This window comes from Aquabacter spiritensis (assembly GCF_004346185.1).
GTDB lineage: Bacteria > Pseudomonadota > Alphaproteobacteria > Rhizobiales > Xanthobacteraceae > Aquabacter > Aquabacter spiritensis.
In genome coordinates this window covers 49,613-72,951 of the sequence record NZ_SMAI01000009.1, presented here as the reverse complement: position 1 = coordinate 72,951, position 23,339 = coordinate 49,613, and the positions used below count along the sequence as shown (strand labels likewise).

The 23,339-nt window shown below is 68.6% G+C and carries 22 protein-coding genes; 10 read left to right on the top strand and 12 right to left on the bottom strand.

Going from position 1 to position 23,339, the window contains the following annotated elements; genetic code table 11:
• Nucleotides 1-23 precede the first annotated feature (23 nt).
• The 3 genes from EDC64_RS14470 to EDC64_RS14460 are packed head-to-tail and all read right to left on the bottom strand — an operon-like array spanning nucleotide 24 to nucleotide 2,976.
• Complete coding sequence (locus EDC64_RS14470; RefSeq protein WP_132032556.1) at nucleotides 24-1,361, bottom strand: FMN-binding glutamate synthase family protein; 1,338 nt, start codon at nucleotides 1,359-1,361, stop codon at nucleotides 24-26.
• 17 nt (nucleotides 1,362-1,378) lie between these two features.
• Complete coding sequence (locus tag EDC64_RS14465) at nucleotides 1,379-2,083, bottom strand: protein glxC (RefSeq protein ID WP_132032554.1); 705 nt, start codon at nucleotides 2,081-2,083, stop codon at nucleotides 1,379-1,381.
• Nucleotides 2,080-2,976 carry a class II glutamine amidotransferase gene (locus EDC64_RS14460; protein WP_132032552.1) on the bottom strand — a complete coding sequence of 299 codons (897 nt, stop codon included), beginning with the start codon at nucleotides 2,974-2,976 and terminating at the stop codon, nucleotides 2,080-2,082. Before EDC64_RS14460 ends, EDC64_RS14465 begins: the two co-directional genes overlap by 4 nt.
• Nucleotides 2,977-3,284: 308 nt before the next feature.
• Between EDC64_RS14460 and EDC64_RS14455 the strand changes: the two genes are divergently transcribed.
• Nucleotides 3,285-4,076: an FkbM family methyltransferase gene (locus EDC64_RS14455; protein WP_165933778.1), complete on the top strand. Its 792-nt coding sequence runs from the start codon at nucleotides 3,285-3,287 to the stop codon at nucleotides 4,074-4,076.
• Nucleotides 4,077-4,079: 3 nt separating this feature from the next.
• On the opposite strand, the gene EDC64_RS14450 is transcribed toward EDC64_RS14455, so the two are convergent.
• From EDC64_RS14450 to gph, 4 genes are all read right to left on the bottom strand, one after another.
• On the bottom strand, nucleotides 4,080-4,778 hold the full coding sequence (locus tag EDC64_RS14450) for a helix-turn-helix domain-containing protein (protein WP_132032548.1): 699 nt from the start codon (nucleotides 4,776-4,778) through the stop codon (nucleotides 4,080-4,082).
• Between the two features lie 153 nt (nucleotides 4,779-4,931).
• Entirely contained in the window at nucleotides 4,932-6,122 is a 1,191-nt protein-coding gene (locus EDC64_RS14445) for a sensor histidine kinase (RefSeq protein ID WP_132032546.1), read from the bottom strand.
• Nucleotides 6,123-6,299: 177 nt separating this feature from the next.
• Nucleotides 6,300-7,226 (bottom strand): hypothetical protein, encoded by a 927-nt coding sequence (locus tag EDC64_RS14440; RefSeq protein WP_132032544.1) that lies wholly within the window; start codon nucleotides 7,224-7,226, stop codon nucleotides 6,300-6,302.
• Nucleotides 7,227-7,361: 135 nt separating this feature from the next.
• Nucleotides 7,362-8,042 (bottom strand): phosphoglycolate phosphatase, encoded by a 681-nt coding sequence (gene gph, locus EDC64_RS14435; protein WP_132032542.1) that lies wholly within the window; start codon nucleotides 8,040-8,042, stop codon nucleotides 7,362-7,364.
• A gap of 130 nt (nucleotides 8,043-8,172) precedes the next feature.
• Between gph and EDC64_RS14430 the strand changes: the two genes are divergently transcribed.
• From EDC64_RS14430 to EDC64_RS14420, 3 genes are all read left to right on the top strand, one after another.
• The gene (locus EDC64_RS14430; RefSeq protein ID WP_207916090.1) at nucleotides 8,173-8,598 is read left to right on the top strand and encodes a hypothetical protein; all 426 of its coding nucleotides are present in this window, start codon (nucleotides 8,173-8,175) and stop codon (nucleotides 8,596-8,598) included.
• A gap of 94 nt (nucleotides 8,599-8,692) precedes the next feature.
• Entirely contained in the window at nucleotides 8,693-9,403 is a 711-nt protein-coding gene (gene rpiA / locus EDC64_RS14425) for a ribose-5-phosphate isomerase RpiA (RefSeq protein ID WP_132032540.1), read from the top strand.
• Between the two features lie 109 nt (nucleotides 9,404-9,512).
• On the top strand, nucleotides 9,513-10,052 hold the full coding sequence (locus EDC64_RS14420; protein ID WP_132032538.1) for a DUF2059 domain-containing protein: 540 nt from the start codon (nucleotides 9,513-9,515) through the stop codon (nucleotides 10,050-10,052).
• A gap of 15 nt (nucleotides 10,053-10,067) precedes the next feature.
• Here the strand turns inward: EDC64_RS14420 and EDC64_RS14415 are convergent, their stop codons facing one another.
• Complete coding sequence (locus tag EDC64_RS14415) at nucleotides 10,068-12,251, bottom strand: glycosyltransferase family 2 protein (protein WP_165933777.1); 2,184 nt, start codon at nucleotides 12,249-12,251, stop codon at nucleotides 10,068-10,070.
• 108 nt (nucleotides 12,252-12,359) lie between these two features.
• Between EDC64_RS14415 and gor the strand changes: the two genes are divergently transcribed.
• On the top strand, nucleotides 12,360-13,718 hold the full coding sequence (gor, locus tag EDC64_RS14410; RefSeq protein WP_132032534.1) for a glutathione-disulfide reductase: 1,359 nt from the start codon (nucleotides 12,360-12,362) through the stop codon (nucleotides 13,716-13,718).
• A gap of 36 nt (nucleotides 13,719-13,754) precedes the next feature.
• Here the strand turns inward: gor and EDC64_RS14405 are convergent, their stop codons facing one another.
• Together EDC64_RS14405 and EDC64_RS14400 are read right to left on the bottom strand one after the other, a co-directional pair.
• The gene (locus EDC64_RS14405) at nucleotides 13,755-14,579 is read right to left on the bottom strand and encodes a hypothetical protein (protein ID WP_132032532.1); all 825 of its coding nucleotides are present in this window, start codon (nucleotides 14,577-14,579) and stop codon (nucleotides 13,755-13,757) included.
• Between the two features lie 239 nt (nucleotides 14,580-14,818).
• Nucleotides 14,819-15,586 (bottom strand): glutathione S-transferase family protein, encoded by a 768-nt coding sequence (locus EDC64_RS14400; RefSeq protein ID WP_165933776.1) that lies wholly within the window; start codon nucleotides 15,584-15,586, stop codon nucleotides 14,819-14,821.
• A 258-nt stretch (nucleotides 15,587-15,844) separates the two neighbouring features.
• On the opposite strand from EDC64_RS14400, the gene EDC64_RS14395 reads away from it, so the two are divergent.
• Nucleotides 15,845-16,135 (top strand): hypothetical protein, encoded by a 291-nt coding sequence (locus EDC64_RS14395; protein WP_132032528.1) that lies wholly within the window; start codon nucleotides 15,845-15,847, stop codon nucleotides 16,133-16,135.
• Nucleotides 16,136-16,172: 37 nt separating this feature from the next.
• Here the strand turns inward: EDC64_RS14395 and EDC64_RS14390 are convergent, their stop codons facing one another.
• Nucleotides 16,173-17,429 carry a multidrug effflux MFS transporter gene (locus tag EDC64_RS14390; RefSeq protein ID WP_132032526.1) on the bottom strand — a complete coding sequence of 419 codons (1,257 nt, stop codon included), beginning with the start codon at nucleotides 17,427-17,429 and terminating at the stop codon, nucleotides 16,173-16,175.
• 186 nt (nucleotides 17,430-17,615) lie between these two features.
• Here EDC64_RS14390 and EDC64_RS14385 point away from each other — a divergent pair, with 186 nt between their 5' ends.
• A complete protein-coding gene (locus tag EDC64_RS14385; protein WP_132032817.1) occupies nucleotides 17,616-18,236 on the top strand; it encodes a cysteine hydrolase family protein in 621 nt (206 codons plus the stop codon).
• A gap of 3 nt (nucleotides 18,237-18,239) precedes the next feature.
• On the opposite strand, the gene EDC64_RS14380 is transcribed toward EDC64_RS14385, so the two are convergent.
• A complete protein-coding gene (locus EDC64_RS14380) occupies nucleotides 18,240-20,408 on the bottom strand; it encodes a lytic transglycosylase domain-containing protein (RefSeq protein WP_132032524.1) in 2,169 nt (722 codons plus the stop codon).
• A 359-nt stretch (nucleotides 20,409-20,767) separates the two neighbouring features.
• Here EDC64_RS14380 and dapA point away from each other — a divergent pair, with 359 nt between their 5' ends.
• The 3 genes from dapA (at nucleotide 20,768) to EDC64_RS14365 (ending at nucleotide 23,304) form a co-directional block, all read left to right on the top strand.
• Entirely contained in the window at nucleotides 20,768-21,667 is a 900-nt protein-coding gene (dapA, locus tag EDC64_RS14375; protein ID WP_132032522.1) for a 4-hydroxy-tetrahydrodipicolinate synthase, read from the top strand.
• A gap of 34 nt (nucleotides 21,668-21,701) precedes the next feature.
• The gene (gene smpB / locus EDC64_RS14370) at nucleotides 21,702-22,181 is read left to right on the top strand and encodes an SsrA-binding protein SmpB (RefSeq protein WP_132032520.1); all 480 of its coding nucleotides are present in this window, start codon (nucleotides 21,702-21,704) and stop codon (nucleotides 22,179-22,181) included.
• Nucleotides 22,182-22,326: 145 nt separating this feature from the next.
• Complete coding sequence (locus tag EDC64_RS14365) at nucleotides 22,327-23,304, top strand: NADPH:quinone reductase (protein ID WP_132032518.1); 978 nt, start codon at nucleotides 22,327-22,329, stop codon at nucleotides 23,302-23,304.
• The last annotated feature ends 35 nt before the right edge of the window (nucleotides 23,305-23,339 follow it).

The window sequence follows — 23,339 nt, the reverse complement described above, 5'->3', positions numbered from 1 at the left end:
CGCCGCTTCGGGCGCGGAGGTCGTCAGTATCCGCCGGTGCGGCCGGGGATCCAGTCGGTTCCGGCCAGAGGCACGCCCGCCATCGCGGCCGCCTCGACGGTCAGGGCGACGAGGTCTTCCGGCTCGAGATTGTGCAGGTGGCTCTTGCCGCAGGCGCGGGCGATGGTCTGCGCCTCGAGGGTGAGCACGCCGAGATAATTGGCGAGCCGGCGGCCGGCCTTGACCGGGTCGAGGCGCGACCAGAGGTCGGGATCCTGCGTCGTGATGCCGGCGGGGTCGCGGCCCTCGTGCCAGTCGTCATAGGCGCCGGCGGTCGAGCCGAGGGCGGCATAATCGGCCTCGTACTGGGGATCGTTGTCGCCGAGCGCGACCAGAGCGGCCGTGCCGATCGCCACGGCGTCGGCGCCGAGCGCCAGCGCCTTCGCCACGTCCGCCCCGTTGCGGATGCCGCCGGAGACGACGAGCTGCACCTTGCGGTGCAGGCCGAGATCCTGGAGCGCCTTTACCGCCGGGCGGATGGCGGACAGGATGGGAATGCCGACATGCTCGATGAACACGTCCTGGGTCGCCGCCGTGCCGCCCTGCATGCCGTCGAGCACGACCACGTCGGCGCCCGACTTCACCGCGAGCGAGATGTCGTAATAGGGACGGGAGGCGCCGACCTTCACATAGATCGGCTTTTGCCAGTCCGTGATCTCGCGCAATTCCTCGATCTTGATTTCCAGGTCGTCCGGCCCGGTCCAGTCGGGATGCCGGCAGGCCGAGCGCTGGTCGATGCCCTTTGGCAAGGTGCGCATCGCGGCGACGCGGTCGGAAATCTTCTGGCCGAGCAGCATGCCGCCGCCGCCGGGCTTGGCGCCCTGGCCGATCACGATCTCGATCGCGTCCGCCTTGCGCAGATCGTCGGGATTCATGCCGTAGCGCGAAGGCAGATATTGATAGACCAGGAGCGAGGAATGGCCGCGCTCTTCGGGCGTCATGCCGCCGTCGCCGGTGGTGGTCGAGGTGCCCATGGCGGAGGCGCCGCGGCCGAGTGCCTCCTTGGCCGGCGCGGACAGCGCGCCGAAGCTCATGCCGGCGATGGTGACCGGCGTCTTCAGGTGGATCGGCTTTTTGGCGTAGCGCGTGCCGAGCACGACGTCGGTGCCGCACTTCTCGCGATAGCCTTCGAGCGGATAGCGCGAGACCGAGGCGCCGAGAAACAGCAGATCGTCGAAATGCGGCAGCTTGCGCTTGGTGCCGCCGCCGCGGATGTCGTAGATGCCGGTCGCCGCGGCGCGGCGGATTTCCGACAAAGTGTGCGGATCGAAGGTGGCGGAGAAGCGGGGCAGGGTGCGCGGGACGTTGGAATGGGCGGTCATGGTCTCGTCCTCACCCGTCAATAGGCGTCGACATTGTCGATGTGGAAATTATAGAGCCGCCGGGCCGAGCCGTAGCGTTTGAAGTCGCCGATATCGACGCCGGAAATGCCCGCCGCCGCCAGCTTCTCGGCGATCAGCGCCTTGTGCGCGTCGCGCATCTCCTTCTCCACGCAATCGGCCCCGAGGCTCTTGACCGCGCCGCGCACGAACAGCTTGGCCTCGTAGAGGCTATCGCCGAGAGCCTCGCCGGCCTCGCCGAACACGATCAGGCTGCCGGCCTGGCCCATGAAGGCGCTCATATGACCGACCGAGCCCTTGACGATGATGTCGACGCCTTTCATCGAGATGCCGCAGCGCGCCGAGGCGTTGCCGTCGATCAGCAGCAGCCCGCCATGGGCGGTGGCGCCGGCGGCCTGGCTCGCATCGCCGCGGACATGGACGAAGCCGCTCATCATGTTTTCCGCCACGCCCACCCCGGCATTGCCATGGACGATGATGTGGGCGTGCTGGTTCATCCCGGCGCAATAATAGCCGACATGGCCCTCGACCTCGATGGTGAGCGGGGCGTCGACGCCGGCCGCGAGGGCATGGCGGCCATTGGGATTGAGCACCCGCCAGCGCCGGGCATTGCTGTCGCCGGTCGCCGCGTGGAGCGCGGCATTCAGCTCGCGCAGCGGCGCCTCGGCGAGGTCGAAGGTGACGTCGGGCGTGAAGGCGTTCATGCGGCGCGGTCCCAGAAATAGACGGTGGCAGGCTCGGGCTCGAACACCTTGGCCTTGGCGATGCCGGGCAGATCGACCAGAGCGCGGTATTCCGAGCCGAAGGCCACATAGCGGTCGGTCTCGGCCATGACGGCCGGTTTGCAGGCGATCGGATCGCGCAGCACGCCGAAGCCGCTCTCGGTGCCGACGACGAAGGTGAAGAAGCCGTCGAGATCCTTCAGACCGGCTTCCAGCGCCGCGCCGAGGCTCGCGCCCTGCTTCATGCGCCAGGTGAGATAGCCGGCGGCGACTTCGCTGTCGTTCTCGGTCGCGAAGGCGATGCCCTCGCGGGTCAGCGCGCGCCGCAGCGCATTGTGGTTGGAGAGCGAACCGTTGTGCACGAGGCACTGGTCGTCGCCGGTGGAGAAGGGGTGAGCGCCGGCGGTCGTGACCGCGCTTTCCGTCGCCATGCGGGTATGGCCGATGCCGTGGGTGCCGCGCATCGTGCCGAGATCGAACCGGGTCGCGACCGCGCTCGGCAGACCGACCTCCTTGAAGACCTCCATCCGCGTGCCGGCGCCGACCAGAGCGACATCGGGATGGCGCGCCAGCGCCGCGCGCACCTCGGAGGCATGGGCCGCGGGCACTTCGAGAACGGCATGCGTCGCGCGCACCGTGACCCGGGGCGTCCCGCCGGAGGTCAGCGACAGCGAATGGGCGAGACCCTGGAAGTCGAACCCCTCTGCCGCGCGCAGCGAGAATTTGACATGTTCCGCATCGCCTGCGCCATAGATCGCGAAGCCCGCGCTATCGGGGCCGCGATCGGTCATCACGCACAGCATCGAGGCCAGCATGCTGCCCAGCTCCGGCTCGAGCTTGGCGTCTTTGAGAAAAATGCCGACAATGCCGCACATGCCGTGCTCCGGGAGAGGAAACGATCTTGCTGATTGCTACGCCCCCCGACTGCGAGCGTCAACGATCTGCGAATAAAATTTTCCTATTAGGAAATCCACAAGTGCGACTCATGTCCCCTCTGCGGATGCAGGGAGGCGATGCGACTGATCCTTGCATCGGCGCGGTCGGCAGCTCAGAACCGCGGCAGGCTCCCCCGATGCCGGGCGGATCGCAGGCTTGGACGTGACCGCCGATGCCGTTTTCCCTTTCCGCGTTCGCGCGCATCGGCCGGAGCTTCGCCACGCACCCGCTCACGCGTGAGGCCCGGATGGCGGCGTGGTCTCGGTTTCTGCTCTGGCAGGTGCGCAGCCGCCTGCAGAGCGAGGTCGTCTGGCCCTGGGTCGGCGGGCAGCGCCTCGCGGTGCGGCGGGGAATGACCGGTGCCACCGGCAATGTCTATCTCGGGCTTCACGAATGGGTGGACATGCTGCTCGTGCTGCATTTCCTGCGCGAGGGCGACCTGTTCTTCGATATCGGGGCGAATGTCGGGAGCTACACCATCCTCGCGTCGGGCGTTCGGGGTGCGCGGACCTGGGCATTTGAGCCCGACCCGGCGACGGCGCGGCTGATGCGGCGGAACATCGCCCTCAACGGGTTGGAGGGAAAGGTCCGGGTGTTCGAGCGCGCCCTGGGTGCGAGCGAGGGCGAGGTCGGCTTCACGATCGGCCTCGACACGGTCAATCACGTCGTCCAAAGCGGACATGCCGCGGTCCGGAGAGTGGCGCAGAGCCGGCTCGACGATGTGGCGGGCGGATCCTGCCCGATCCTGCTCAAAATGGACGTCGAGGGCTATGAAGACGAGGTCCTGAAGGGCGCGCACCGGCTGCTCGCCGATCCGGTGCTGCGGGTGATGCTGGTGGAGACGGTGTCGCCGGACGCCGAAGCCCGGTTCGCCGCGCACGGTTTCGTCCGCGTTCATTACGACCCGCTCAGCCGCACGCTGCAGGAGACACCCACGGCCGAGCCGGCCTCGAACGCCCTGTTCGTGCGGGATGCCGCCGAGGTCCAGGCGCGCCTGCGCTGGGCGCCGCCGGTCAGGGTGCTCGGCCGGGCCTTCTGAGGCTCACCGTCCGTCCCGGGTATAGACGATCACCGAGAGATAGGTCATCGGCCGCGCGATCAATTGCTCAGGGCCGTGCGCGGCGCCGGAATCGAACATCAGCGAATCGCCCGGCCGCAAATGGTAGGCCCGGTCGGCATGGCGGTACATCACCTCGCCCGACAGCATGAAGAGGAACTCGACGCCGGCATGGCGGAACTCGGTATAGGGCGCGGCTTCCTCGGACAGCGTGATCAGATACGGCTCGACCACGATGTCGCCGCCGAGCCCGTGCCCCAGCAGCTCGTATTGATGGCCGACCTTGGTGCCCCGCCGCTCGATGATGACGCCCTGATGGGCGCGCACGAACGAGCAGTCGCGCCGCTCCTCGAAGGCCGAGAAGAGGGTGGTGATCGGCACGTTGAGCGCCTGGGCGATCGCCTGAAGGGTGGCGAGCGAGGGCGAGATCTGGCCGTTTTCGATCTTGGACAGCATCCCGACCGAGATTCCGGCGGCGCCCGCGAGATCCGAGACGGTGAGGTCGAGCTGGCGGCGGATCGAGCGCACCTGGACCCCGAGCGCATCCTCAAGGGTGCTGGCGCGCGCCGCCGGCGCGCCCGAGCCTGTGGCGTAGCTTTCCGCTTCGGCCGCCTCCGCGGCCTTGTCCGCCACCTTCTCCGCGGCCTTGATCCTTCGCTCCGCCAAGATGTCCTGCCTCCGCATCGGCCGGCCGCAGCCGGGTTTTCCTGTGAAGAAAAATGCTAGACGGCTTCTCCTCCCGTGGAAAGCGGGAAAGCCGCCTTTCGCGGAGCCGTGCGCCGGGGCTCGCCGCAATCGGCGCGGAGCTTTATCGGAGGTTGCGACGTTGTGTTTCCGTTACGTTGCGCGATGGGGGACTTCGGCATGGGATTGCGAAAACGCGATCAGGCGAGAGGCGTCTCGGCCGGGCTGGTCATCGGCCTCGTATTCGGGACGATTTTGGCGCTTTCGGTGGTGTTCGTCCTGCTGGGCGGCGGCGTCGGCTGAACCGACGCCGTCTTCCGCAGACGGCACGGCATCGGGAAGAAGGCGGCTCGCCGGGAATGCGATCGCCGCGCGCGTCCCGCCGCCGGGCCGCGCGGTCAGGGTGAGCTGCGCACCGTGGAGGTCGGCGAGCGCATCGACGATGGCGAGTCCCAGGCCGGCGCCGCGGCCGGTGGCCGGGTCGAGCGTGCTTTCCCGGTGACGGGCGGAGATGTCGAGGGGAAGTTCGGCGTCCTTGAGCCCGGGGCCGGTATCTTCGACGACGAGCAGCGGCGATCCCGACGCATCAAGCGCGGCGAACACCCGCACCGCCCCGCCCTTCGGCGTGAACTTCACCGCATTGCCGAGCAGGTTCAACGTCATCTGGCGCACGGCACGTTCGTCCGCCCAGAGCCGCGGCGTCGGGCCGTCCGCCGTCGCCGACAGCGTGACCGACCGCGCGGCGGCGGCCAGGCGCATCATGTTTCCGCAGTCCTGCACCAGATCGTCGAGACGTACCGGGGTTTCGAGCAGTTCGCGGTGTCCGGTCTCGATCCGTGCGAGGTCGAGCAGATCGTCGGCGAGGGCCAGCAAATGGCGCCCGGATTCGTGGATGTCGCGTGCATAGTCGCCATAGACCGGTGCCCCGTGGGGGCCGAACACTTCGTGCGCCATCATTTCGGAAAAGCCGATCACCGCATTGAGCGGCGTGCGCAGCTCGTGGCTCATCTCGGCGAGGAAGCGGGACTTCGCGAGGTTGCGGGCCTCGGCCTGGGCCAGAGCGGCGCGCGCGGTCGCTGCGCGCGCGTCGGCGCGCCGGGCCGTGCGTTCGAGGCGCGCCGCGACACGGCCGGCCAGGAGGCCGGCGAGCCCGGCGCCGCCGAACAGTCCGGCGAACCCGGTCAGGACCGGGGAGGCCAGCGCCGTGCCGGCGACGCCAAGGACGAGAGCCGCGGCACAGGCGGTGCCGGCGAGAAGAGGCAGCCGTCGGAATCCGGACCTGAGCGCCGGCGCCGTGAGGGTCGGCGTGGCACCGCGTGCGGCAGGCTCGAAAGGACGATCCATGGTCCCCGTCATCCGCGCCTCGATGCGGGGTGAGTCCCGCTGCGAGAGGTCCGGACGCGACTCCTGCGCCAACAGGGTTAGTGAAGCGTTAACGTGGCAGAGCCATCGAGGGCGCGGCTTCTGCCTCCAGGGTCACTTCCGCGCGCAATCGCCAGGACAGGGCGCGGCATCGGAACGTCAGAGGGGCGGCGGGGCGGCGGTCGCCTCATCCGGCGCGCGATGCGCGAAATTCGTAAGGCTCAGGCCGGCTCTGTACAGAGAAACGATCCCGCTCCCCAGCGCCTTTTTGCGTTGGCTCGATCGGGCTTTGCGAAGCCACGCCGCCGTGGATTGAGCGGGGAGACCGTGCGCCCGTCGACGCTGCGACACCTCGCGCATCAACCATTCGAGCGCCGACGGGGCGGGCGCGTTGTGGAAATGGCACAGGGGCTTCCATCGATTGTCCGCGCGCAGCGCCGCCAATTCGCGGCTCCAGTAAATCGGAAACGGTTCGCGCATGATCGTCACGCCGCGTCGGCCGCCGACAATGCCGAGAGGGATCTCGTCCTCGACACGACGTATCCGGGAGCGGCGCCGGAGATCGCAAAGTTCGTCTTCGTATGTCTTCAAGCATTCGTTGAAAAAATCGCGGCCAGACTTGGTTTCAAAAGCAAAGGCGCCGCTATGGTTTTTGAAATAGCGGTCCAATCCACACGTCGCGATCAGTTTTCGAACCGAAAATCCATGGTGGACGAGGGTCGAGCGGGCGTCGCAATAGACGCCCATCATGAGAACGTCCGCGCGTGCGGCTTCCTGCAGGAGATCGGGCATGGCGCTCAACACGAGCGTGTCGGCATCGATAAAAATGGTGCGGGAAAAGGGCGTGAGTTCGGCCATCGCATATTTCGCGGCGACGCCGGTCCCGGCCTGATACCTTTCGGGCAGCGGTATTATGGCGTCGAAGACCCTGGGGTATAGACCTTGCACGAAGGCGGCATTGTGGTCGTCGGCGACCAGCGCAATCGGATGAGAACAAAAGTCCCGCAGCGACAAGGCCAGGTCGACGGCCATTTCGGAATACGACGTGTCGCGTCTTGCGATGGTGATGAAGCCGAGATCCGACATGCAGCTTAGCCGATAGGAATCCCAGCGAGATCTGAATTACCTTATCAATCTACCGTTTCTCAAAATCTCCGGTCAAGTCAAAGTGGGTTCAAAATTAAAATTTTATAGAATGTCTATACATTGCGCGCCGCTGACTTATTGATGACGCGCGGTGCAGATGTCTCCTATGGCCGCCATCAAACCATCGTAATGATCGATCACCCGCTCCGCGCCGAGGCGGGCGGCCGGGGTTTCGGTATAGCCGAACGTGACCGCGATGCAGGGCACGGCGCAGGCCTTCGCCGTGGCGACGTCGGTCGCGCTGTCGCCGACCATGATCGCGCGTTCCGGCACGCCGCCGCAGGCGGCGATGGTGGAGAGCAGGGGGAGGGGATCCGGCTTCGCGCGGCCATAGGTGTCGGCGCCGGTGATGGCGGCGAAGCGCGGCGTCAGGTCGAGGCGGTCGAGCAGCAGGCGGGCGAGCCGTTCCGTCTTGTTGGTGCAGACCGAAAGCCGCGCCCCTTTTGCCGCCAGGCGGTCGAGGGCCGGCAGCAGGCCGGGGAAGGGGCGCGAGACGTCGGCGATGTGTTCGGAATAATGCGCGATGAAGCGCTGCGTCATCGCCTCCATCTCGGCCGGCTCCGGCGCGATCCCGGCGCGCTCCAACGCCCGCACCAGGAGCAGCCGCGCGCCCCCGCCGATCATGGTGCGGGTGAGGGCGCGGTCGACCGGCGCGATCCGATATTCCGACAGGATGTGATCCAAAGTGTCGAGCAGGTCCGGCGCGCTGTCGACCAGGGTGCCGTCGAGGTCGAATGCGATGACGAGCGGGGCCATGTCCTGTCCTTCCCGGCGCATGCGCCGCTGCGGCCGCAGGCACGGCGAAGCCGGGCGGCCGCGCGATGCCTACAATCCTGCCGCTTTTCCTGTCCAGCCTTCCGGCGCGGACTTTTCACGGAGCAGGTCCATGGCGCATGCGTGGCGTTCGAGGAAGATCGAGGTCGTGTTCGGCCTCGCGGCGAGCTTGCTCGCCCCGGCGGCGGGGCTGGCGCAGGATGCGGGGACGGCTGGCTATCTGTTCGCCGCCCCGCCCTCCTCGCAGGCCAACCGGGTCTATTCGGTGAACCGGCAGACCGGGGACATCTCGGCCTGCCAGTTCGAGCGGCCGGACGTCGCGCAGGTCGGCCTCACCCGCTGCTTTCCCGCGGGCGAGGGCGCGGGGCCCCAGCCCAAGGGCGATTACGGCCTGGTCTCGACCCAGTATGGCGGCGAAACCGGCGTGTTCCGGGTCAATGCCCAGACCGGAGAGATGAGCATCTGCTATGTCCGCGACGTGCCGAAATCCGGCGGCGGAAGCGAGCCGCGCATCCTGTGCACCGCGCCCGCCAAATGACGCCGCCCGCCGCCCCGCGCCGCCCCCGGCTTGCCGCCGAGGCCGAAGGGGGTTAGCAACCCGCCATCCTTCCTCTTTGCCGCTGGGATCCGCCATGGCCGATGCCGATGCCCTGAAACGCCTGGCTGCGGCCCGCGCCCTCGACTTCGTCACCGACGGGATGCGGCTCGGCCTCGGGACCGGGTCGACGGCGGCCCATTTCGTCGATCTGCTCGGCGACCGGGTGGCGGCCGGCCTCAAGGTCGTCGGGGTGCCGACCTCCGAGCGCACCCGCGCCCAGGCGCTGTCGCGCGGGGTGCCGATCGCCACCCTCGACGAACAGCCGGAGCTCGATCTGTGCATCGACGGCGCCGACGAGATCGGGCCGGAGCTCGCTTTGATCAAAGGCGGGGGCGGCGCCCTGCTGCGCGAGAAACTGGTCGCGAGCGCGGCGCGGGAGATGATCGTGATCGCCGATCAGACCAAGCACGTGGCGATGCTCGGACAGTTCCCGCTGCCGGTCGAAGGGGTCGATTTCGGTATCGCGGCGCTGCAGCGGCGGTTGGACGCTGCGATCGCGGCGGCGGGCTGCGCCGGTCCGGGAACGCTGCGGCGGACCGCGGACGGGGCGGTGTTCCGCACCGATCAGAACAATGTCATTCTGGATTACGCGCTCGGGCGCATCCCCGATCCGGCGCGGCTCGCCGCGGCGCTGGACGGCGTGGTCGGCGTCGTCGAGCACGGGCTGTTCCTCGGCCTCGCGCGCCGCGCCCTGCTCGCCGGCCCGGACGGAATCACGCTGCTCGAATGGAATGCGGGCGCATGAGGCCGCCCGCGCGCGGTGCGACCGACCGCGAGTTTTAAAGCCGCTTAATCGGCCGGACGGCTTAATCTGCGCGGATCCGGCTCTAGAATCATCCCAAACGGAGACCAAAATGCGCCGCATTCACGCCCGCAGCCTCGGTTTCGGGGGCCTCGCCCTCCTGATCGCGCTCGCCCCCGCTGTCGTGCCGGCCGTGGCCCAGCAACCGCCCGCCGCCGCCGCGGCAGCAGCACCGAGCGCGGGCGAGATGCAGGCCGCCCGCGACCTGGTCCAGGCGAACGGGGAAGCCGGCGCCTTCAACGGCGTCCTGCCGAATCTGGTCGACGGTGCCGCGCTCGGCTTCCTCCAGACCAATCCCGACCTCGCCCCGCAATTGCGCGACGTCGCGATCGCGCTGCGGCCGGAATACGAGAAGCGCCAGAGCGAGATCGTCGACATTCTGGCGACCGCCTATGCCGACCATTTTTCCGAGGACGAACTCAAGCAGGCCTTGGCCTTCTACAAGTCGCCGGTCGGCATGAAGCTGGTCAAGGACCGCCCGATGATCGTTCAGCAGGCGGTGCAGAACATGCAGGAATGGGGCGCGAAGCTGAACCAGGAGGTCATGGAGCGGATCCGCGTCGAAATGAAGAAGCGCGGCTACGATCTCTGATCGCCGCCGGGCCGGTCAGATTTCGTCGGTGCGGGCGTGGCGCGGCCCTTCCGGCGCCGCCGCCAAAGCGGCATGCAGGCTGGTGCGGGAGAGGTTGGGATTGTAGTGGGGATCGACCAGCGTGTCGGTCCCCCACAAATCCTCCATCCGCTGGCGCTGCGCCTTCAGCCGGTTGCGGTGCGAGCGCGAGCGCTTGCGCCCGCGTGACGCGGATTCGTGGTGGATGAGCTGGGCATAGGGGGTGAAGACCACCTCGAACCCCGCCCGCCGCGCCCGCAGGCACAGATCGATATCGTTGCAATCCTCGGCGAAGCGGACCGCGTCGAGCGGGCCGATCGTGTCCCAGCAGGCACGCCGGATCATCAGGCACGCCCCGGTGACGGCGCTGACATTGTTCCGGCAGACGAGCCGGGCGAACGGGCCGGGAACGTCGGCCGCCGCATGCACGAACCAATGCGCGGCATAGCGGAACAGCCCGACCACCACGCCTGCATGCTGCGTCGTTCGGTCGGGAAACAGCAGTTTGGCGCCGACGATGCCGGTGCGCGGCTCCACGACCAGGCCGACCATTTCGTCCAGCCAGCCCGGATCGACGATTTCGATGTCGTTGTTGAGCAGGCAGAGGATCGAGCCCCGCGCCTCGGCGACGCCGGCATTGCAGATGCGGGGATAGTTGAAGCTGCCGTCGTCGCGCACGATGCGGGTGTCCGGCCAGGCGGCCTTCGTCTCTTCGAACAAAGCGAAGGTCTGCGGCTCGACCGAGCCGTTGTCGACGATGACGATTTCGAAGGCGCGATAGGATGTCAGCGCGATCAGCGAGCGCAAGGCGGTGCCGAGCAGGTCGGCCCGGTCGCGGGTCGGGATGACGATCGAGACCAAGGGCGGCGGCTGCGGCACCCGCGCGTGGGCCCGCAGCCGGCCGGCGGCGGCGATTTCGACCGGGGTGCCGAGCGCCGCCTCCAGCGCCCGCGCGGCCTGAACGGGATCGGGAGGCGCGCCGCAATCGCGCGCGCGCTCCGGGGCGGAGAAGGCCACCCGGGGAATGTGCCGCACCGTTGTGGAGGGGCCGGTTTCGAGGGCGCGCAGCAGAAGGTCGTAGCGGGCGGCGGCGCCGAAGTCCGGCCGCAGGCCGCCGAGATCCGCGACGACGCGGCTGCGGATCGCGACGAGATCGCCGAGATAGTCGCCGGCGCGCAGAAGATGGCGGTTGAAGGCGGGTTTGAAGAGGCCGCCGACCGGCTCCCCCTCCGGCCCCAGCCGCTCCTCGTCGGTATAAGCCAGCCGGCAGTCGGGATGGGCGGCGAAGGTGGCGCGGAGCATCGCCACCGCATCGCGCAGGGGAAGTCCCGCGTCCGGCAGACAGGCGACGAGGCCGTCCGCGACCTCCGCCAGGGCGGCATTGATCGAAGCGGCCGGGGGCGCGTCGGTGATCAGAAGGCGGACCTTGGGGTGGCGGACGAGCGTGTCGTTCGCGAAGGCGGCCAGCGCCGGGTCGGCGGCGGCGGGCAGGATCGCGATCCAGCTCCAGTCGGCGTCGGTCTGGCGCTCCAGCGCCGCGAGCCGGGCCGCCGCGTCCGCCGCGGCGCCTTCGAGGCGGCCGATGAAGGTGAGATGCAGATCCGTGCGCGGCGGGACGGGGGATCCGAAATCCTCGACATGCCGGCTCCGGTAGCGTCGGTAGCGCACCGCCTGTTCGCCCTCGCGCGCGGGCGAGGCCTCGATCAAGGTCGCATGCATGCCGCGCAGATCGCGCGCCTCCGCAGCGGCCGTGCGCCAGCGGCGATGCGCCGATTGCGCCGGAAAGGCACCGCGCAGGAAGGCGTGCAGCTTGAGGCCGATCTTGCTGCGCGGGAACACGCCGAGCCGGACCTCGCCCCCGCCTTCGCTCCGGATCGCGGCGGCGCCGCGCGGCAGGAAGACGGCGGCGAAGCGGCCCGAGACGCGGCTCGTGCCGACCACGCGGCCGTCGGCGGCGAGGATATCGAGGCGGATGACGGCTTCGGGATCGGCCCCCCCGATCTCCAATGCGACCGCGCGGCCGGACGAGAAGAGCTGAAGCTTGAATGCGAGCGGCAAGGCATGGCGCCGCGCGCCGCCGGGCAGCGGTTCGGCGCGCAGCCAGATCGGCGGGATTGTGCCGAACGGATGCGAGGATTCGGGCGGGCGTGACGCCGACTCTGCGCTGACGGCTCGGACCATTCCGCCTTGAAGCATTCCAAGCCGCCGCCTGCAAGCGCGCCGACCTTGCTTGACGGACGCCCCCCGCTGGGGCTTGAAGGGAGCAACGAAGCGAAGCGGAGGCGTCTGATGCCGCACGACGAGGTGGATCTGTTCGTGATCGGCGGCGGCTCCGGCGGGGTCAGGGCGGCGCGGATCGCCGCGCGTCATGGCGCCAAGGTGATGATGGCCGAGGAATATCGGCTTGGCGGCACCTGCGTGATCCGCGGCTGCGTGCCCAAGAAACTGCTCGTCTATGCCGCGCGCTACGCCCACGACCTCGCCGACATGGCCGGGTTCGGCTGGACGGTCGAGGGGGCCAGGTTCGACTGGGCGACCCTGATTGCCAACAAGGACCGGGAAATCGCCCGTCTCGAGGGGATCTATCGGGCCAATGCCGAGGCCGCCGGCGTGACGATCGCCGCGACCCGCGCGGTGCTCGACGGGCCGGACCGGGTCCGCCTGGCGACCGGCGAGACGGTCCGCGCGCGCCACATCCTGGTCGCGACCGGCGCCCGGCCCGCGCTCGGTCCGGAAATCCCCGGCTGCGAGCTCGCCATCACCTCCAACGAGGCCTTCGACCTGAAGGCCCTGCCGCGCCGCATCCTGGTTCAGGGCGGCGGCTATATCGCGGTCGAGTTCGCCGGCATGTTCCGTGCGCTCGGCTGCGAGGTGGCGCTGGTGCAACGGAGCGAAGTGATCCTGCGCGGCTTCGACGACGAGGTGCGGGCGCATCTCGCCGCCGAAATGGAGCATTCGGGCGTCCGCATGCTGTGCGGGCGGACGATTGCCGCGATCGCGCAGGGGCCGGGCGGCAAGACGGTGCGGCTGTCCGACGGCCTCGAGATCGAGGTCGACGAAGTGATGCTGGCCATCGGCCGGGTGCCCAACACCCGCGACATGGGCCTCGAAGCCGCAGGCGTGGAGCTGGACCAGGCCGGCGCGATCAAGGTGAATGCCGCCTCGCAGAGCAGCGTGCCCTCGATCTATGCCGTGGGCGACGTGACCAACCGCGTGAACCTCACGCCGATCGCGATCCGCGAGGGCCATGCGGTCGCCGACAGCCTGTTCGGCGGCAAGCCCTGGACCGTCGACCACGCTTTGGTCGCGACGGCGGTGTTCTCCGAGCCGGAGGTCGGAGTCGTCGGTCTGAGCGAGGCGGCGGCGCGCAAGCTGGGACGGCCGGTCGACATCTACAAGACCGGCTTCCGCCCCCTGAAGGCGACCCTCTCCGGCCGCCAGACGCGGGTCTTCATGAAGCTGGTGGTCGACCAGGAGACAGACAAGGTGCTTGGGGTGCATATCGTCGGGGAGAGCGCGGGTGAGATCATCCAGCTCGCCGCCGTCGCCTTGGGCATGGGCGCGACGAAGGCCGATTTCGACCGGACCATCGCGGTCCATCCGACGGCGGCCGAAGAATTGGTGACGTTGCGCGAGAAGTCGGCTTAGAGCCCGATCCGATCAGTTTGGTTCACCCCGATCGGATCAGGCGCACCCCCCGGGGCTGTCCGCCGCGCCGGGGTCCGGCAGGCCCTGGCGTCCGAGCGCCGCGTCCGCTTCCACCACGGGATCGTTGAAGGTCCAGCGGCGCACGGTGCGGATGCGGTCGAGGTCGGCGAAGACGCCGGCAAATCCTCCGTCGGGCGCAATCTCCCGGAGGGCGGCGTCGAATTCCGCGCCGAAGCCGGCGAAGCCGTCGGCCTCCACCTCGCACAGATGGATCTGGTTCCAGCCGATCGTCAGTTCCGGGGCCTGATAGAGCACCGCCGCGGTCTCCATCGTCCTGAAGGTTCCGATCCGGTTCGCCCGGACGAGCGTCGCGGCGGCTGGGCCGATATATCGGCGCATGACGTCCCTGTAGGCGTCGAGAGCGGCGGGCTGCACCTCGATATATTCCAGCGACGCCTGCCGTTCGGGTCGGTCGGCCGTGCCCTGCCAGCCGCGCGGCAGCACGAAGGCCGCGGGCGTGGTGAGAAGAATCTCGGCGCGCAGCAGGCCCGTCTCCGCCGGGGGCCGCGCCATCACCAGTTCGTGGATGGCGGCTGCGGGAACGATGCCGCGGAAATAGCTGAGCGCGAGATGGCTCCAGACCGGCGCATCCGCCGCGTTCCGAAACAGCGCGCGGTGCCGATAGAGCGCCTGCCCGAGACAAGAATCGCCGAACCGCGCCCCGTCGCCGGCGCCGTGCCCGAGCGCCCCCTCCATTGCCGGATCCGGCGCCTGGAGGGTCCGGGCGAGCACAACGAGGCGGTCGTCGGGCTCGATCCGGACCAGAGGCGCGCCTTCACCGGGGGGAATGTGCACGGTCATCGGACGCCGCTCCGAGGGGTTTTGCGTGGGGTCCAGCTATCCTGCGGCCACGGCCTTTGGAGCCGCATCCGTCACGCGGGAGCCGTGACCGGAAGCGGGCCATGAGGACCTCGTCACCCGCCGGCAGCATAGCGGCGCGGGCGTCGCTGCGGAACGGATGACGGTGGCTCGGTGACGGCAGATCGGTGACGGCGGTTCGCCCCGGCCGGCGCCGCGACGGGCCGGCCGGGGCGCCGTTTTCAGTCCCGTTCCGCGTAGAGCGGGCGGAATTCGAGGAAATCGGAGACCCGCGAGCCGGGATAATAGGTCGCCTGGAAAGACGGTTTTTCCTGCAGCCGGGCGTACCACTCCGCGACGCGCGGGTATTTGCTCTCCCAGATGTGCGCAAGGCCGAGATCCGCCATCCGGTCGATGGTCGGCATGACCAGCACGTCGGCCAGCGTGAACTGCGCGCCGACCAGCCAAGGCCCCTCTTTGGCGAGCGCTTCATCCATCCGGCGGCAGGTTTCGGTGAGTTCGCCGAGCGAGCGGTCGACCTCGTCCTGCGCAAATCCCTTGGGCGATCCCATGCGCTGGAACAATTCCTTGCGCACCTTGCGCACGTTCATCTGCTCCTCTTCCCAGCGCTGCTGGTCGAGACCGTCATACCGGTAGAGGAAGGCGCGGTTGAAGGAGGGCACCCGGATCGCCCCGACCGGGACCTCTTCGATATAATGCATCCAGGCGCGCATCCGGGCGCGGGTCACGAGGTCGCTCGGCACCAGCGGGTTTTGCGGGAATTTCTCGTCGAGATATTCGCAGATCACGCTCGATTCGATGATCGGCACGCCGTCATCCACCAAGGTCGGCACGACCCCGTTGGGATTGAGCGCGAGATAGTCCGGCTTGAGCTGGTCCTTCAGGCCGAGATTGAGCTGGATCGCCTCGAACGGCAGGCCCTTCTCATGCAGCACCAAGCGGACCTTCTGGCTGCATGTGGAATGGTGCGCATGGTACAGCACGAGCATTGGGCTTTCTCCCGAATCCATTGTCTGGTGCGGCGCCGAGAGGTGGATCCCCACGGGCCGGATAACGTGCAGATACGATCGTTTCAAACACGTGTTCGACATATAGGCCGCGGCGCGCGGGTGCGGCAAGCGGCGCGGCGGGTTTTCAAACCATGCCGAGCGGGCGCCGGGTTTGGCGGATCGTGGCATCCCGCCGCCTTGATTTTTCGCCGAATCGGCGCTTCGTCGTGATCTGCGTTTCGTCGAAGGAGAGTTCCCGTGCGTTCGCTGATTCTGGCGCTCGTCGGTGCCGGCGTGATGACGTCCGCCGCCCAGGCCGAACCAATTCTTCCGGCGCAGGACCGCGCCGGTGCGCTGCTCAAATACCAGCTTCTGGTGGTCCAGGATCGCCGCGCTACGCTCGAGGCATTCACCGGAAAATCGATGCGCAATCAGGCGGTATTCCAAAATCTGGATGCCTGCACGCTGCGCCAGACCACCGAGGACGGCGCGGCGGGAATGCGGCTGTCGAAGGTGATCGCGGCCTGCGTCAAGGAACTCAATCTCTGAGGCTTCGGATCGGATCGAGCCGATCCGGCAGCAAAGCTCAGCGGGCCGCGGCGGTGTCGCCGCCCGCGCCGAACAGACGCCCGCCCTCGGCCCACATCACCAGCACGATCGCCGCGGCGCCGAGCAGGAAATAGCCGAGCCCGAGCGGCAGGACGGTGCCGTCGAACGCCCGTCCGACCAGAGCGCCGAGCGCGGCGCCGACGAGGGTGGTGTAGCAGCCGATGAAGGAAGAGGCGGTGCCGGCGATCGACCCCATCGGCTCCATGGCGATCGAATTGAAGTTCGGCACGGTCAGCGCGAACAGCGCCTGCGACAAAGCGAGAAGGGCGCAATACAGCAGCAGCGGCGGGGGACCCGCGTAGCCCAGCGCCGCGACCACCTGGGCGAGGCCGAGCAATGTGAAGCCGCAGACCCCGACATGCGACAGGCGGCGCATGCCGACGCGGCGCACAAGCTTGGCATTGATGAAGGAGGCGAGCGACATCACCCCGGCAATCGCAGCGAAGGCGAGGGGGAAATAGCCGCCGAGATCGTAGATCTCGGTCTCGAAGGTCTGCTGCGAGACGGCGATATAGGCCATCAGGCTGCCCATCATCAGGCCGATCGCGGTGGAATAGCCGAAGGTGCGCCGGTTGGAGACCGTCCGCCGCATGCCCGCCAGGATGGTGCGCGCGGACAGGGGAACGCGGTCCTCCGGCCGCAGCGTCTCGGGCATGCGCAGGCCGAACCAGACCGCCAGGATCAGGCACAGGACGAACATCGACCCGAAGATCAGGTGCCATTCGCCGAGCAGCAGGATGCCGCCGCCGATGCTCGGCGCGATCACCGGGATCACCAGGAACACCATCATGATGAACGACATGACGCGGGCCATCTCGCGGCCTTGGAAGCGGTCGCGCACGATCGCGACCGATAGGACGCGGGCGGCGGCCGAGCCGAGCCCCTGGATCGCGCGCGCCACCAGAAGCGTCGTGAAGCTGTCCGCGGTCATGGCGAGGACGCAGCCCACCGCATAGATGGCGAGCCCGGCCATCAGCGCCGCCTTGCGGCCGACCACGTCCGAAATCGTGCCGAACACGATCTGCATCACGCCGAAGCCGACCATATAGGCGGTCACGAGGAGCTGCAGGTCGTTCGCTTCCGTGACCGAGAAGTCGCTGCGGATCGGGGCGAAAGCGGGCAGGAGATTGTCGATCGAGAAGGCCGTGAGGCCCATCATCAGCGCGACGATGGTGACGAATTCCGCAAAGCCCGGGGCGGGTGCGGCCGCCCGGTCGCGGCGCTGATCTGTCATCTGGTGGCTCTTGGTCGGGGCATCCGGGCGGCGCCACGGTGCGCGCTTTCTAGACTGCCGATTGCCGAAATTGAAGGGCGTTCCCGGTCCGCCGGCGGGCTTGGGGCCGCAAACCGGCGGGAGACGTTGGGAACGCGGCGTCAGGCCTCGGCGTTCCGCGCCACACAGACGCAGGAGGAACGCGTGATGGGAACCGGCCTGATCCACGGCGCGCCGGGCGCGGCGGTGCATCTGTGCATCGACATGCAGCGTCTGTTCTCGGAGGCGGGGCCGTGGCCGACGCCGTGGATGCCGCGGGTCCTGCCGGTCGCCCGCCGCATCGCGGAGCGTCATCCCGCGCGCACGCTGTTCACCCGCTTCGTGCCGCCCCATCGCCCCGAGGACCGGCCGGGCATGTGGCGGATCTATTACGAGCGCTGGCGCGCCGCGACGCGCGCGGAACTGGATCCGGCTTTGATCGGGCTGATGCCCGAGCTGGCGGCCCTGACGCCGCCGGCCGTGACGCTCGACAAGCCGGGCTATTCGGCCTTCACCGCGCCGGATCTCCTGCCGGCGCTGACCCGCCTGCGCGCAACCTGCCTGATCGTGACCGGGGCGGAGACCGACATGTGCGTGCTCGCCAGCGTGATGGCGGCGGTCGATCTCGGCCTTCGCGTCATCGTGGTGGCCGACGGGATCTGTTCCTCGTCGGACCAGGGGCACGATTTTCTCGTCACCCTGTTCCGGTCGCGCTTCGGGAGCCAAATCGAGGTCGCGCCCTGCGCCGAGGTCCTGGAAACCTGGCGCCCGGAGGCCGAGGGCCCGTGAGCCTCAGCGGGTGGCCGAGGCGACCGGCTGGCTGATGCCGAAGCGCACCTGATAGACATTGTAATTCTCGAACACACGCTGGACGTAGTTGCGGGTCTCCGAGAACGGGATGGATTCGACCCAATCGATCGGATCGACGTCCTTGTCGCGCGGGTCGCCATAGCGCTCGAACCATTTGCGCACGCTGCCGCGCCCGGCATTGTAGGCCGCGAAGATCAGGATCGGATTGCCGTCATAGGCATCGACCAACTCGCCGAGTTCGGCCGCGCCGAACTGGACATTGTAACTTTGGTCGTTCATCAGGCGCGCCTCGTTATAGGTCGCCCCGGTGACCTTCGCGACCTGACGACCGGCCGCCGGCGTCACCTGCATGAGGCCCATCGCCTTCGCGCTGGACAAAGTGCGCGGGTTGAACTGGCTCTCCTGGCGGGCGATGGCATAGATCATCGCCTTGTCCACCGGCGTCCCGATCGGGGAATAAGACGGCAGGCCGAAGGTGGGGAACGCGGCGGCGTCGAGCGGATGGCCCTCATAGACGCTCTCTTTGCCCACGACGAGCGCGCCGCGCGCGTCGGAATGGGCTTCCGCGAGCTGCGCGAGCAGAGCGAGCTGCCCGCTGTCCCGCAGCCGCCAGGCGAGGTCGTAATAGATCGTCATCGGGGTGTCGCGGTCGCCGATGGCATAGAGCAGCTTGATCGCGCGGACCGGCTCCATGCGCTCGAAATTGGCGCGGGCGGCCGAGGAGTCCGGCGTGCGGCGCAGCGCGACCGGCGGCAAACCGAGGCGGATCCGGGCGAGCTGGCCGTAATAGGTCACGGAATGGCGGCCGGCGGCTTCGTAGAGCGCCCGCGCGGTGCCGGTATCGCCCATGGCCTCGGAGGCCCGCGCCTGCCAATAGGCGGCGCGCGAGAGCGTGATCGGATTGGTCTGCCCCTCGGCGATCCGCGAGAAGTGGGTCGCCGCGGTCCGCGGGTCCTTCAGGAAGCGCAGGGCGATCCAGCCGGCGGTGAACTGGGATTCGGCGCGGTAATTGTCGGCCTCGGGGGTCGCCGCCGCCGCTGCCACGCGATACGCGGTCCGCGCATCGCCGGCATCCAGAAGCTCGCGGGCGACGAGGCGCCGCTCGATCCACCATTGGTCGGTGTCGACCTGCGCCGCGGCGCTGTTCGGCGCCGCGAGCAGCGCCTTGGCGGCCTCCTGGGGCTGGTCGGCGCGGCGCGCGAGTTGGGCTTTGGCGAACAGATAGGCAGGGTCGCCCGCCAGCGTCATCGGCACCTGGGAGAGCAGGCTCGCGCCGTTCGATTCGCGGCGGGCGATCGCGAGGCGCGCTTTGGTCAGGGCGACCACGTCGGAGCCGGCCCGGGCGGCGGCGCGCATCGCGCGCTCGGTGTCGGGATTGTAGCTGAAACGGTCCGCACGCGCCTTGTGGTCGGCGCGCGACAGCATCGGGCCGAATTCGGCGAGCACGGTCTGCTCGGAGCTCTCGGACAGATCGTCGGTGCGCCATGCGTCGCGCACCAGCGCTCCGGCGGTCTGGGTGTCGCCGTTCGCCACGAGGGCACGGGCGAGCACGATCTTCCCCGGACCGGACAGGGGGGCCTGCTCGCCGAAGAAGGTGCGGACAACGGCGGGGGAGGGCTTCTCGACGAACAGCACCGCCTCGGCCTTGCGCCGCAGGGTCGCGGGCGTCGGCCAATAGGGTTTGTCCTGCATGAAAGCGTTGATGGCGTCGAAGCCGAGATCGTTCGGCGCGTGGCGGATCGCCAGCCAGGTGACGAGATGGCGCGCGACCGGGTCGCTCAGGCCCTGCGCGGCGGCGAGCGCCTCCCGGCCTTTGCCGCCCTTGGCGAGGCTGACCGCGCTGCGCAGCGTCGAGAGTTCGCCCGTGACGACCGGGGCGGGGGCCGCGGCCGGGATCGAGCTGGCGACCGATGTCCCCTTGGGCGCCGGCTTGGGCGGGGTTTTGGGGGCGGTCTTGGATGCGCTCGCGGCGGTGGATTTGGCGGTGGGCTTCGTGGCCGGCTTCGGGGCGGCACTCGGCTTGGCGGCGGGGCTTTTGGATGCGGTGCTGGTCTTGCCGTCCTTGGGATCGGGCGCCGCCGAAGCCGGAACCGCGCAGGCGAGCGCCAGCGCGAGAACGGCTCGGGAGACAAGACTGGGGGTCCGCAGCATTCGTATGTCCTCGCCAGTGGAAGCTGGTTCGCTGCTATTTCTCCGCCACCTCGATTGACGAAACCCTAAGCGTCGTAAAAAGACACGGACTTTCGCCGGAGACGGTTCATCTGACGCAGCGCGACGCACGACTGATCTCGCGCCCTGCGCCTCCGATCGGGCGCCTGCCACCGCGAACGCGGTCGATTGCCGCAACGACATGCAGGCCTGTTCGTGACCAACAAACCGGGCGAAAGCAGGGCCGCCCCCGCCATCTTTGGACGGTGCGCTCTTCCCCGCGTGCCCGCAACAGTTTATCTGATGCGGTCCGCAGGGCTCCGCGCCCGCGGCGCATCGCCAATCAGAACAAGGCACAGGCCATGTCCACCCCCTCGTCCCTGGAGCGCTTCCGCGGCTCCTTCACCGCCCTCGTCACCCCGTTTCGGGACGGGGCGCTGGACGAGAAAGCCTTTCGGGGCCTCGTGGAATGGCAGATCGCAGAGGGCACGCACGGCCTGGTGCCCGTCGGCACCACCGGGGAAAGCCCGACCCTGAGCCATGCCGAGCACCGCCAGGTGGTGGAATGGTGCGTCGATCAAGCCAAGGGGCGGGTGCCGGTGATCGCCGGCGCCGGTTCCAACAGCACGTCCGAGGCGGTCGATTTCGCGCGCCACGCCGCGCAGGTCGGCGCCGATGCGGTTCTGATCGTGACGCCCTATTACAACAAGCCGACCCAGGAGGGGCTGTTCCAGCACTTCAAGGCGGTCAATGACGCGATGGACCTGCCGATCATCATCTACAACATCCCCAGCCGTTCGGTGATCGACATGTCGGTCGAGACCATGTCGCGGCTGTTCGAGCTCGAACACATCGTCGGCGTGAAGGACGCGACCGCCAATCTCGCGCGGGTCTCCCTGCAGCGTCAGACGCTGGGGCCGGACTTCATCCAGATGTCGGGCGAGGACGCAACCGCGCTCGGCTTCATGGCGCATGGCGGGCACGGCTGCATTTCGGTGACCGCCAACGTGGCGCCGCGCCTGTGTTCGGAGTTCCAGACCGCCTGCCTCGCCGGCGACTATGCCAAGGCGCTGGCGATCCAGGACACGCTGATGCCGCTCCACACCGCCTTGTTCCTGGAAACCAATCCTGCGCCGGCGAAGTTCGCCCTCGCATGCCTCGGCAAGATCGCCGAGGATGTGCGCCTTCCCATGGTGCCGGTGTCCGAAACCACCCGCGCCGTGGTGCGGCACGCCATGGTTCATGCCGGACTGATCAATTGAGGACGCGCGGGGCCGCGCGCCCCGCAGGTGAGAGATGAGCGAAAAGAAGAAGAAGGAATTGCCGCGCAAGGTGGTCGCCGACAATCGGCGGGCGCGGTTCGACTATGAGATCGGCGAGGTCTTCGAAGCGGGGATCACGCTGACCGGCACCGAGGTCAAGAGCCTGCGCAGCGGCAAGGCGACGGTGGGCGAGAGCTATGCCGCCGCCAAGGCCGGCGAGATGTGGCTCTACAACGCCTTCATCCCGGAATATCTGGAGGCCAACCGCTTCAACCACGAGACGCGCCGGCCGCGGAAGCTGCTGCTGCACAAGCGGCAGATCACCAAGCTGGCCCATGCGGTGGAACGCGACGGCATGACCGTGGTGGCGCTCAAGATTTATTTCAACGAGCAGGGCCGCGCCAAGGTGGAGCTCGCCCTCGCCAAAGGCCGCAAGGCCCACGACAAGCGCGAGGCCGTCAAGGAGCGCGACTGGGGCCGCGACAAGGCGCGGCTGATGCGCGAACGGGGCTGACGCACGAGCGGGGCCGAAGGCCGCTGGCGCTGGACCGCCCGACCGAACCGATGCGGCGGTGCGGCGCCACAGCCGCATGCGGTCCGCCTTGCCGCGGGGCGGGCGCGCGTGAATGATGCGCCGGCTTCGACGGGGGGACGGGATCATGCGCGCCGCTTTCTATACCAGCCAGGGACCGGCCCGAGAGGTGCTGAAGGTCGGGGAGCAGCCGACGCCGCGCCCCGGACCGGGAGAGGTCCGCGTGCATCTCTCGGTCAGCGGCGCCAACCCCTCCGACTGGAAGGCGCGCAAAGGCGGGTTCCGGCCCATGCCCGCCGATCTGGTGATTCCCCACAGCGACGGCGCCGGGGTGATCGACGCGATCGGCCCCGGTGTTTCCCCGGCGCGCCTCGGCGAGCGGGTCTGGATCTGGAACGGCCAGTGGAAGCGCGCCTTCGGCACGGCCGCCGACTATATCGCCTTGCCCTCCGCCCAGGCGGTCAAGCTTCCGGAGGGGGTGGATTTCGACGTGGGTGCCTGCCTCGGCATTCCGGTCTTCACCGCCCTCCAGGCGATCCGCGCGGCGGACCCGAAGCCGGGGGAGACGGTGCTCGTCGCCGGCGGCGCCGGCTCGGTGGGCCATTATGCCATCCAGCTCGCCAAGCTGCGGGGCGCGCGGGTGCTGACCACGGTGAGCAGCGATGCGAAGGCCGCCCACGCTCTGGCGGCGGGCGCGGACGCGGTGATCAATTATCGCGTCGAGGATGTGGGCGACCGTGTGCGGGCTCTCGCCCCCGAAGGCGTGGACTCCGTGGTGGAAATGGATCTCACCCGCAACGTCGCGTACTATCCTAGAATCCTGAAGCCGCACGCCACCTGCGCCGTCTACGGCATGTCGGCGAACGAGAGCACGCTGCCCAGCCTCGCGCTGATGACGAACAACACCCGCTTGCTCTTCCTTTTCATCTACGAGCTCACGCCCGCCGATCGCGCCGCCGGCCTCGCCGAGATCACCCAGCTTCTGGAGGACGGCGTGCTCACCCACACCATCGCGCGCCGCATGCCGCTTGCCGATATTGCCGAGGCCCATGATTTGATCGAAGGCGGCAAGGTGATGGGCAATATCGTTCTGGAGATCGGGTGAGAGGGCGCATTGCGCAGCCGCCCGCTTGTCGGCAG

Bases quoted from the DNA above. Each gene is read 5' to 3' on its own strand.
- EDC64_RS14460 (WP_132032552.1), bottom strand. From the start codon at position 2,976: ATGTGCGGCATTGTCGGCATTTTTCTCAAAGACGCCAAGCTCGAGCCG.
- EDC64_RS14390 (WP_132032526.1), bottom strand. From the start codon at position 17,429: ATGACAGATCAGCGCCGCGACCGGGCGGCCGCACCCGCCCCGGGCTTT.
- EDC64_RS14465 (WP_132032554.1), bottom strand. From the start codon at position 2,083: ATGAACGCCTTCACGCCCGACGTCACCTTCGACCTCGCCGAGGCGCCG.
- EDC64_RS14405 (WP_132032532.1), bottom strand. From the start codon at position 14,579: ATGACCGTGCACATTCCCCCCGGTGAAGGCGCGCCTCTGGTCCGGATC.
- gor (WP_132032534.1), top strand. From the start codon at position 12,360: ATGCCGCACGACGAGGTGGATCTGTTCGTGATCGGCGGCGGCTCCGGC.
- EDC64_RS14415 (WP_165933777.1), bottom strand. From the start codon at position 12,251: ATGGTCCGAGCCGTCAGCGCAGAGTCGGCGTCACGCCCGCCCGAATCC.
- smpB (WP_132032520.1), top strand. From the start codon at position 21,702: ATGAGCGAAAAGAAGAAGAAGGAATTGCCGCGCAAGGTGGTCGCCGAC.
- EDC64_RS14420 (WP_132032538.1), top strand. From the start codon at position 9,513: ATGCGCCGCATTCACGCCCGCAGCCTCGGTTTCGGGGGCCTCGCCCTC.
- EDC64_RS14385 (WP_132032817.1), top strand. From the start codon at position 17,616: ATGGGAACCGGCCTGATCCACGGCGCGCCGGGCGCGGCGGTGCATCTG.
- EDC64_RS14455 (WP_165933778.1), top strand. From the start codon at position 3,285: ATGGCGGCGTGGTCTCGGTTTCTGCTCTGGCAGGTGCGCAGCCGCCTG.
- EDC64_RS14440 (WP_132032544.1), bottom strand. From the start codon at position 7,226: ATGTCGGATCTCGGCTTCATCACCATCGCAAGACGCGACACGTCGTAT.
- rpiA (WP_132032540.1), top strand. From the start codon at position 8,693: ATGGCCGATGCCGATGCCCTGAAACGCCTGGCTGCGGCCCGCGCCCTC.
- EDC64_RS14445 (WP_132032546.1), bottom strand. From the start codon at position 6,122: ATGGATCGTCCTTTCGAGCCTGCCGCACGCGGTGCCACGCCGACCCTC.
- gph (WP_132032542.1), bottom strand. From the start codon at position 8,042: ATGGCCCCGCTCGTCATCGCATTCGACCTCGACGGCACCCTGGTCGAC.
- EDC64_RS14470 (WP_132032556.1), bottom strand. From the start codon at position 1,361: ATGACCGCCCATTCCAACGTCCCGCGCACCCTGCCCCGCTTCTCCGCC.
- dapA (WP_132032522.1), top strand. From the start codon at position 20,768: ATGTCCACCCCCTCGTCCCTGGAGCGCTTCCGCGGCTCCTTCACCGCC.
- EDC64_RS14430 (WP_207916090.1), top strand. From the start codon at position 8,173: ATGGCGCATGCGTGGCGTTCGAGGAAGATCGAGGTCGTGTTCGGCCTC.
- EDC64_RS14450 (WP_132032548.1), bottom strand. From the start codon at position 4,778: ATGCGGAGGCAGGACATCTTGGCGGAGCGAAGGATCAAGGCCGCGGAG.
- EDC64_RS14400 (WP_165933776.1), bottom strand. From the start codon at position 15,586: ATGCTCGTGCTGTACCATGCGCACCATTCCACATGCAGCCAGAAGGTC.
- EDC64_RS14365 (WP_132032518.1), top strand. From the start codon at position 22,327: ATGCGCGCCGCTTTCTATACCAGCCAGGGACCGGCCCGAGAGGTGCTG.
- EDC64_RS14380 (WP_132032524.1), bottom strand. From the start codon at position 20,408: ATGCTGCGGACCCCCAGTCTTGTCTCCCGAGCCGTTCTCGCGCTGGCG.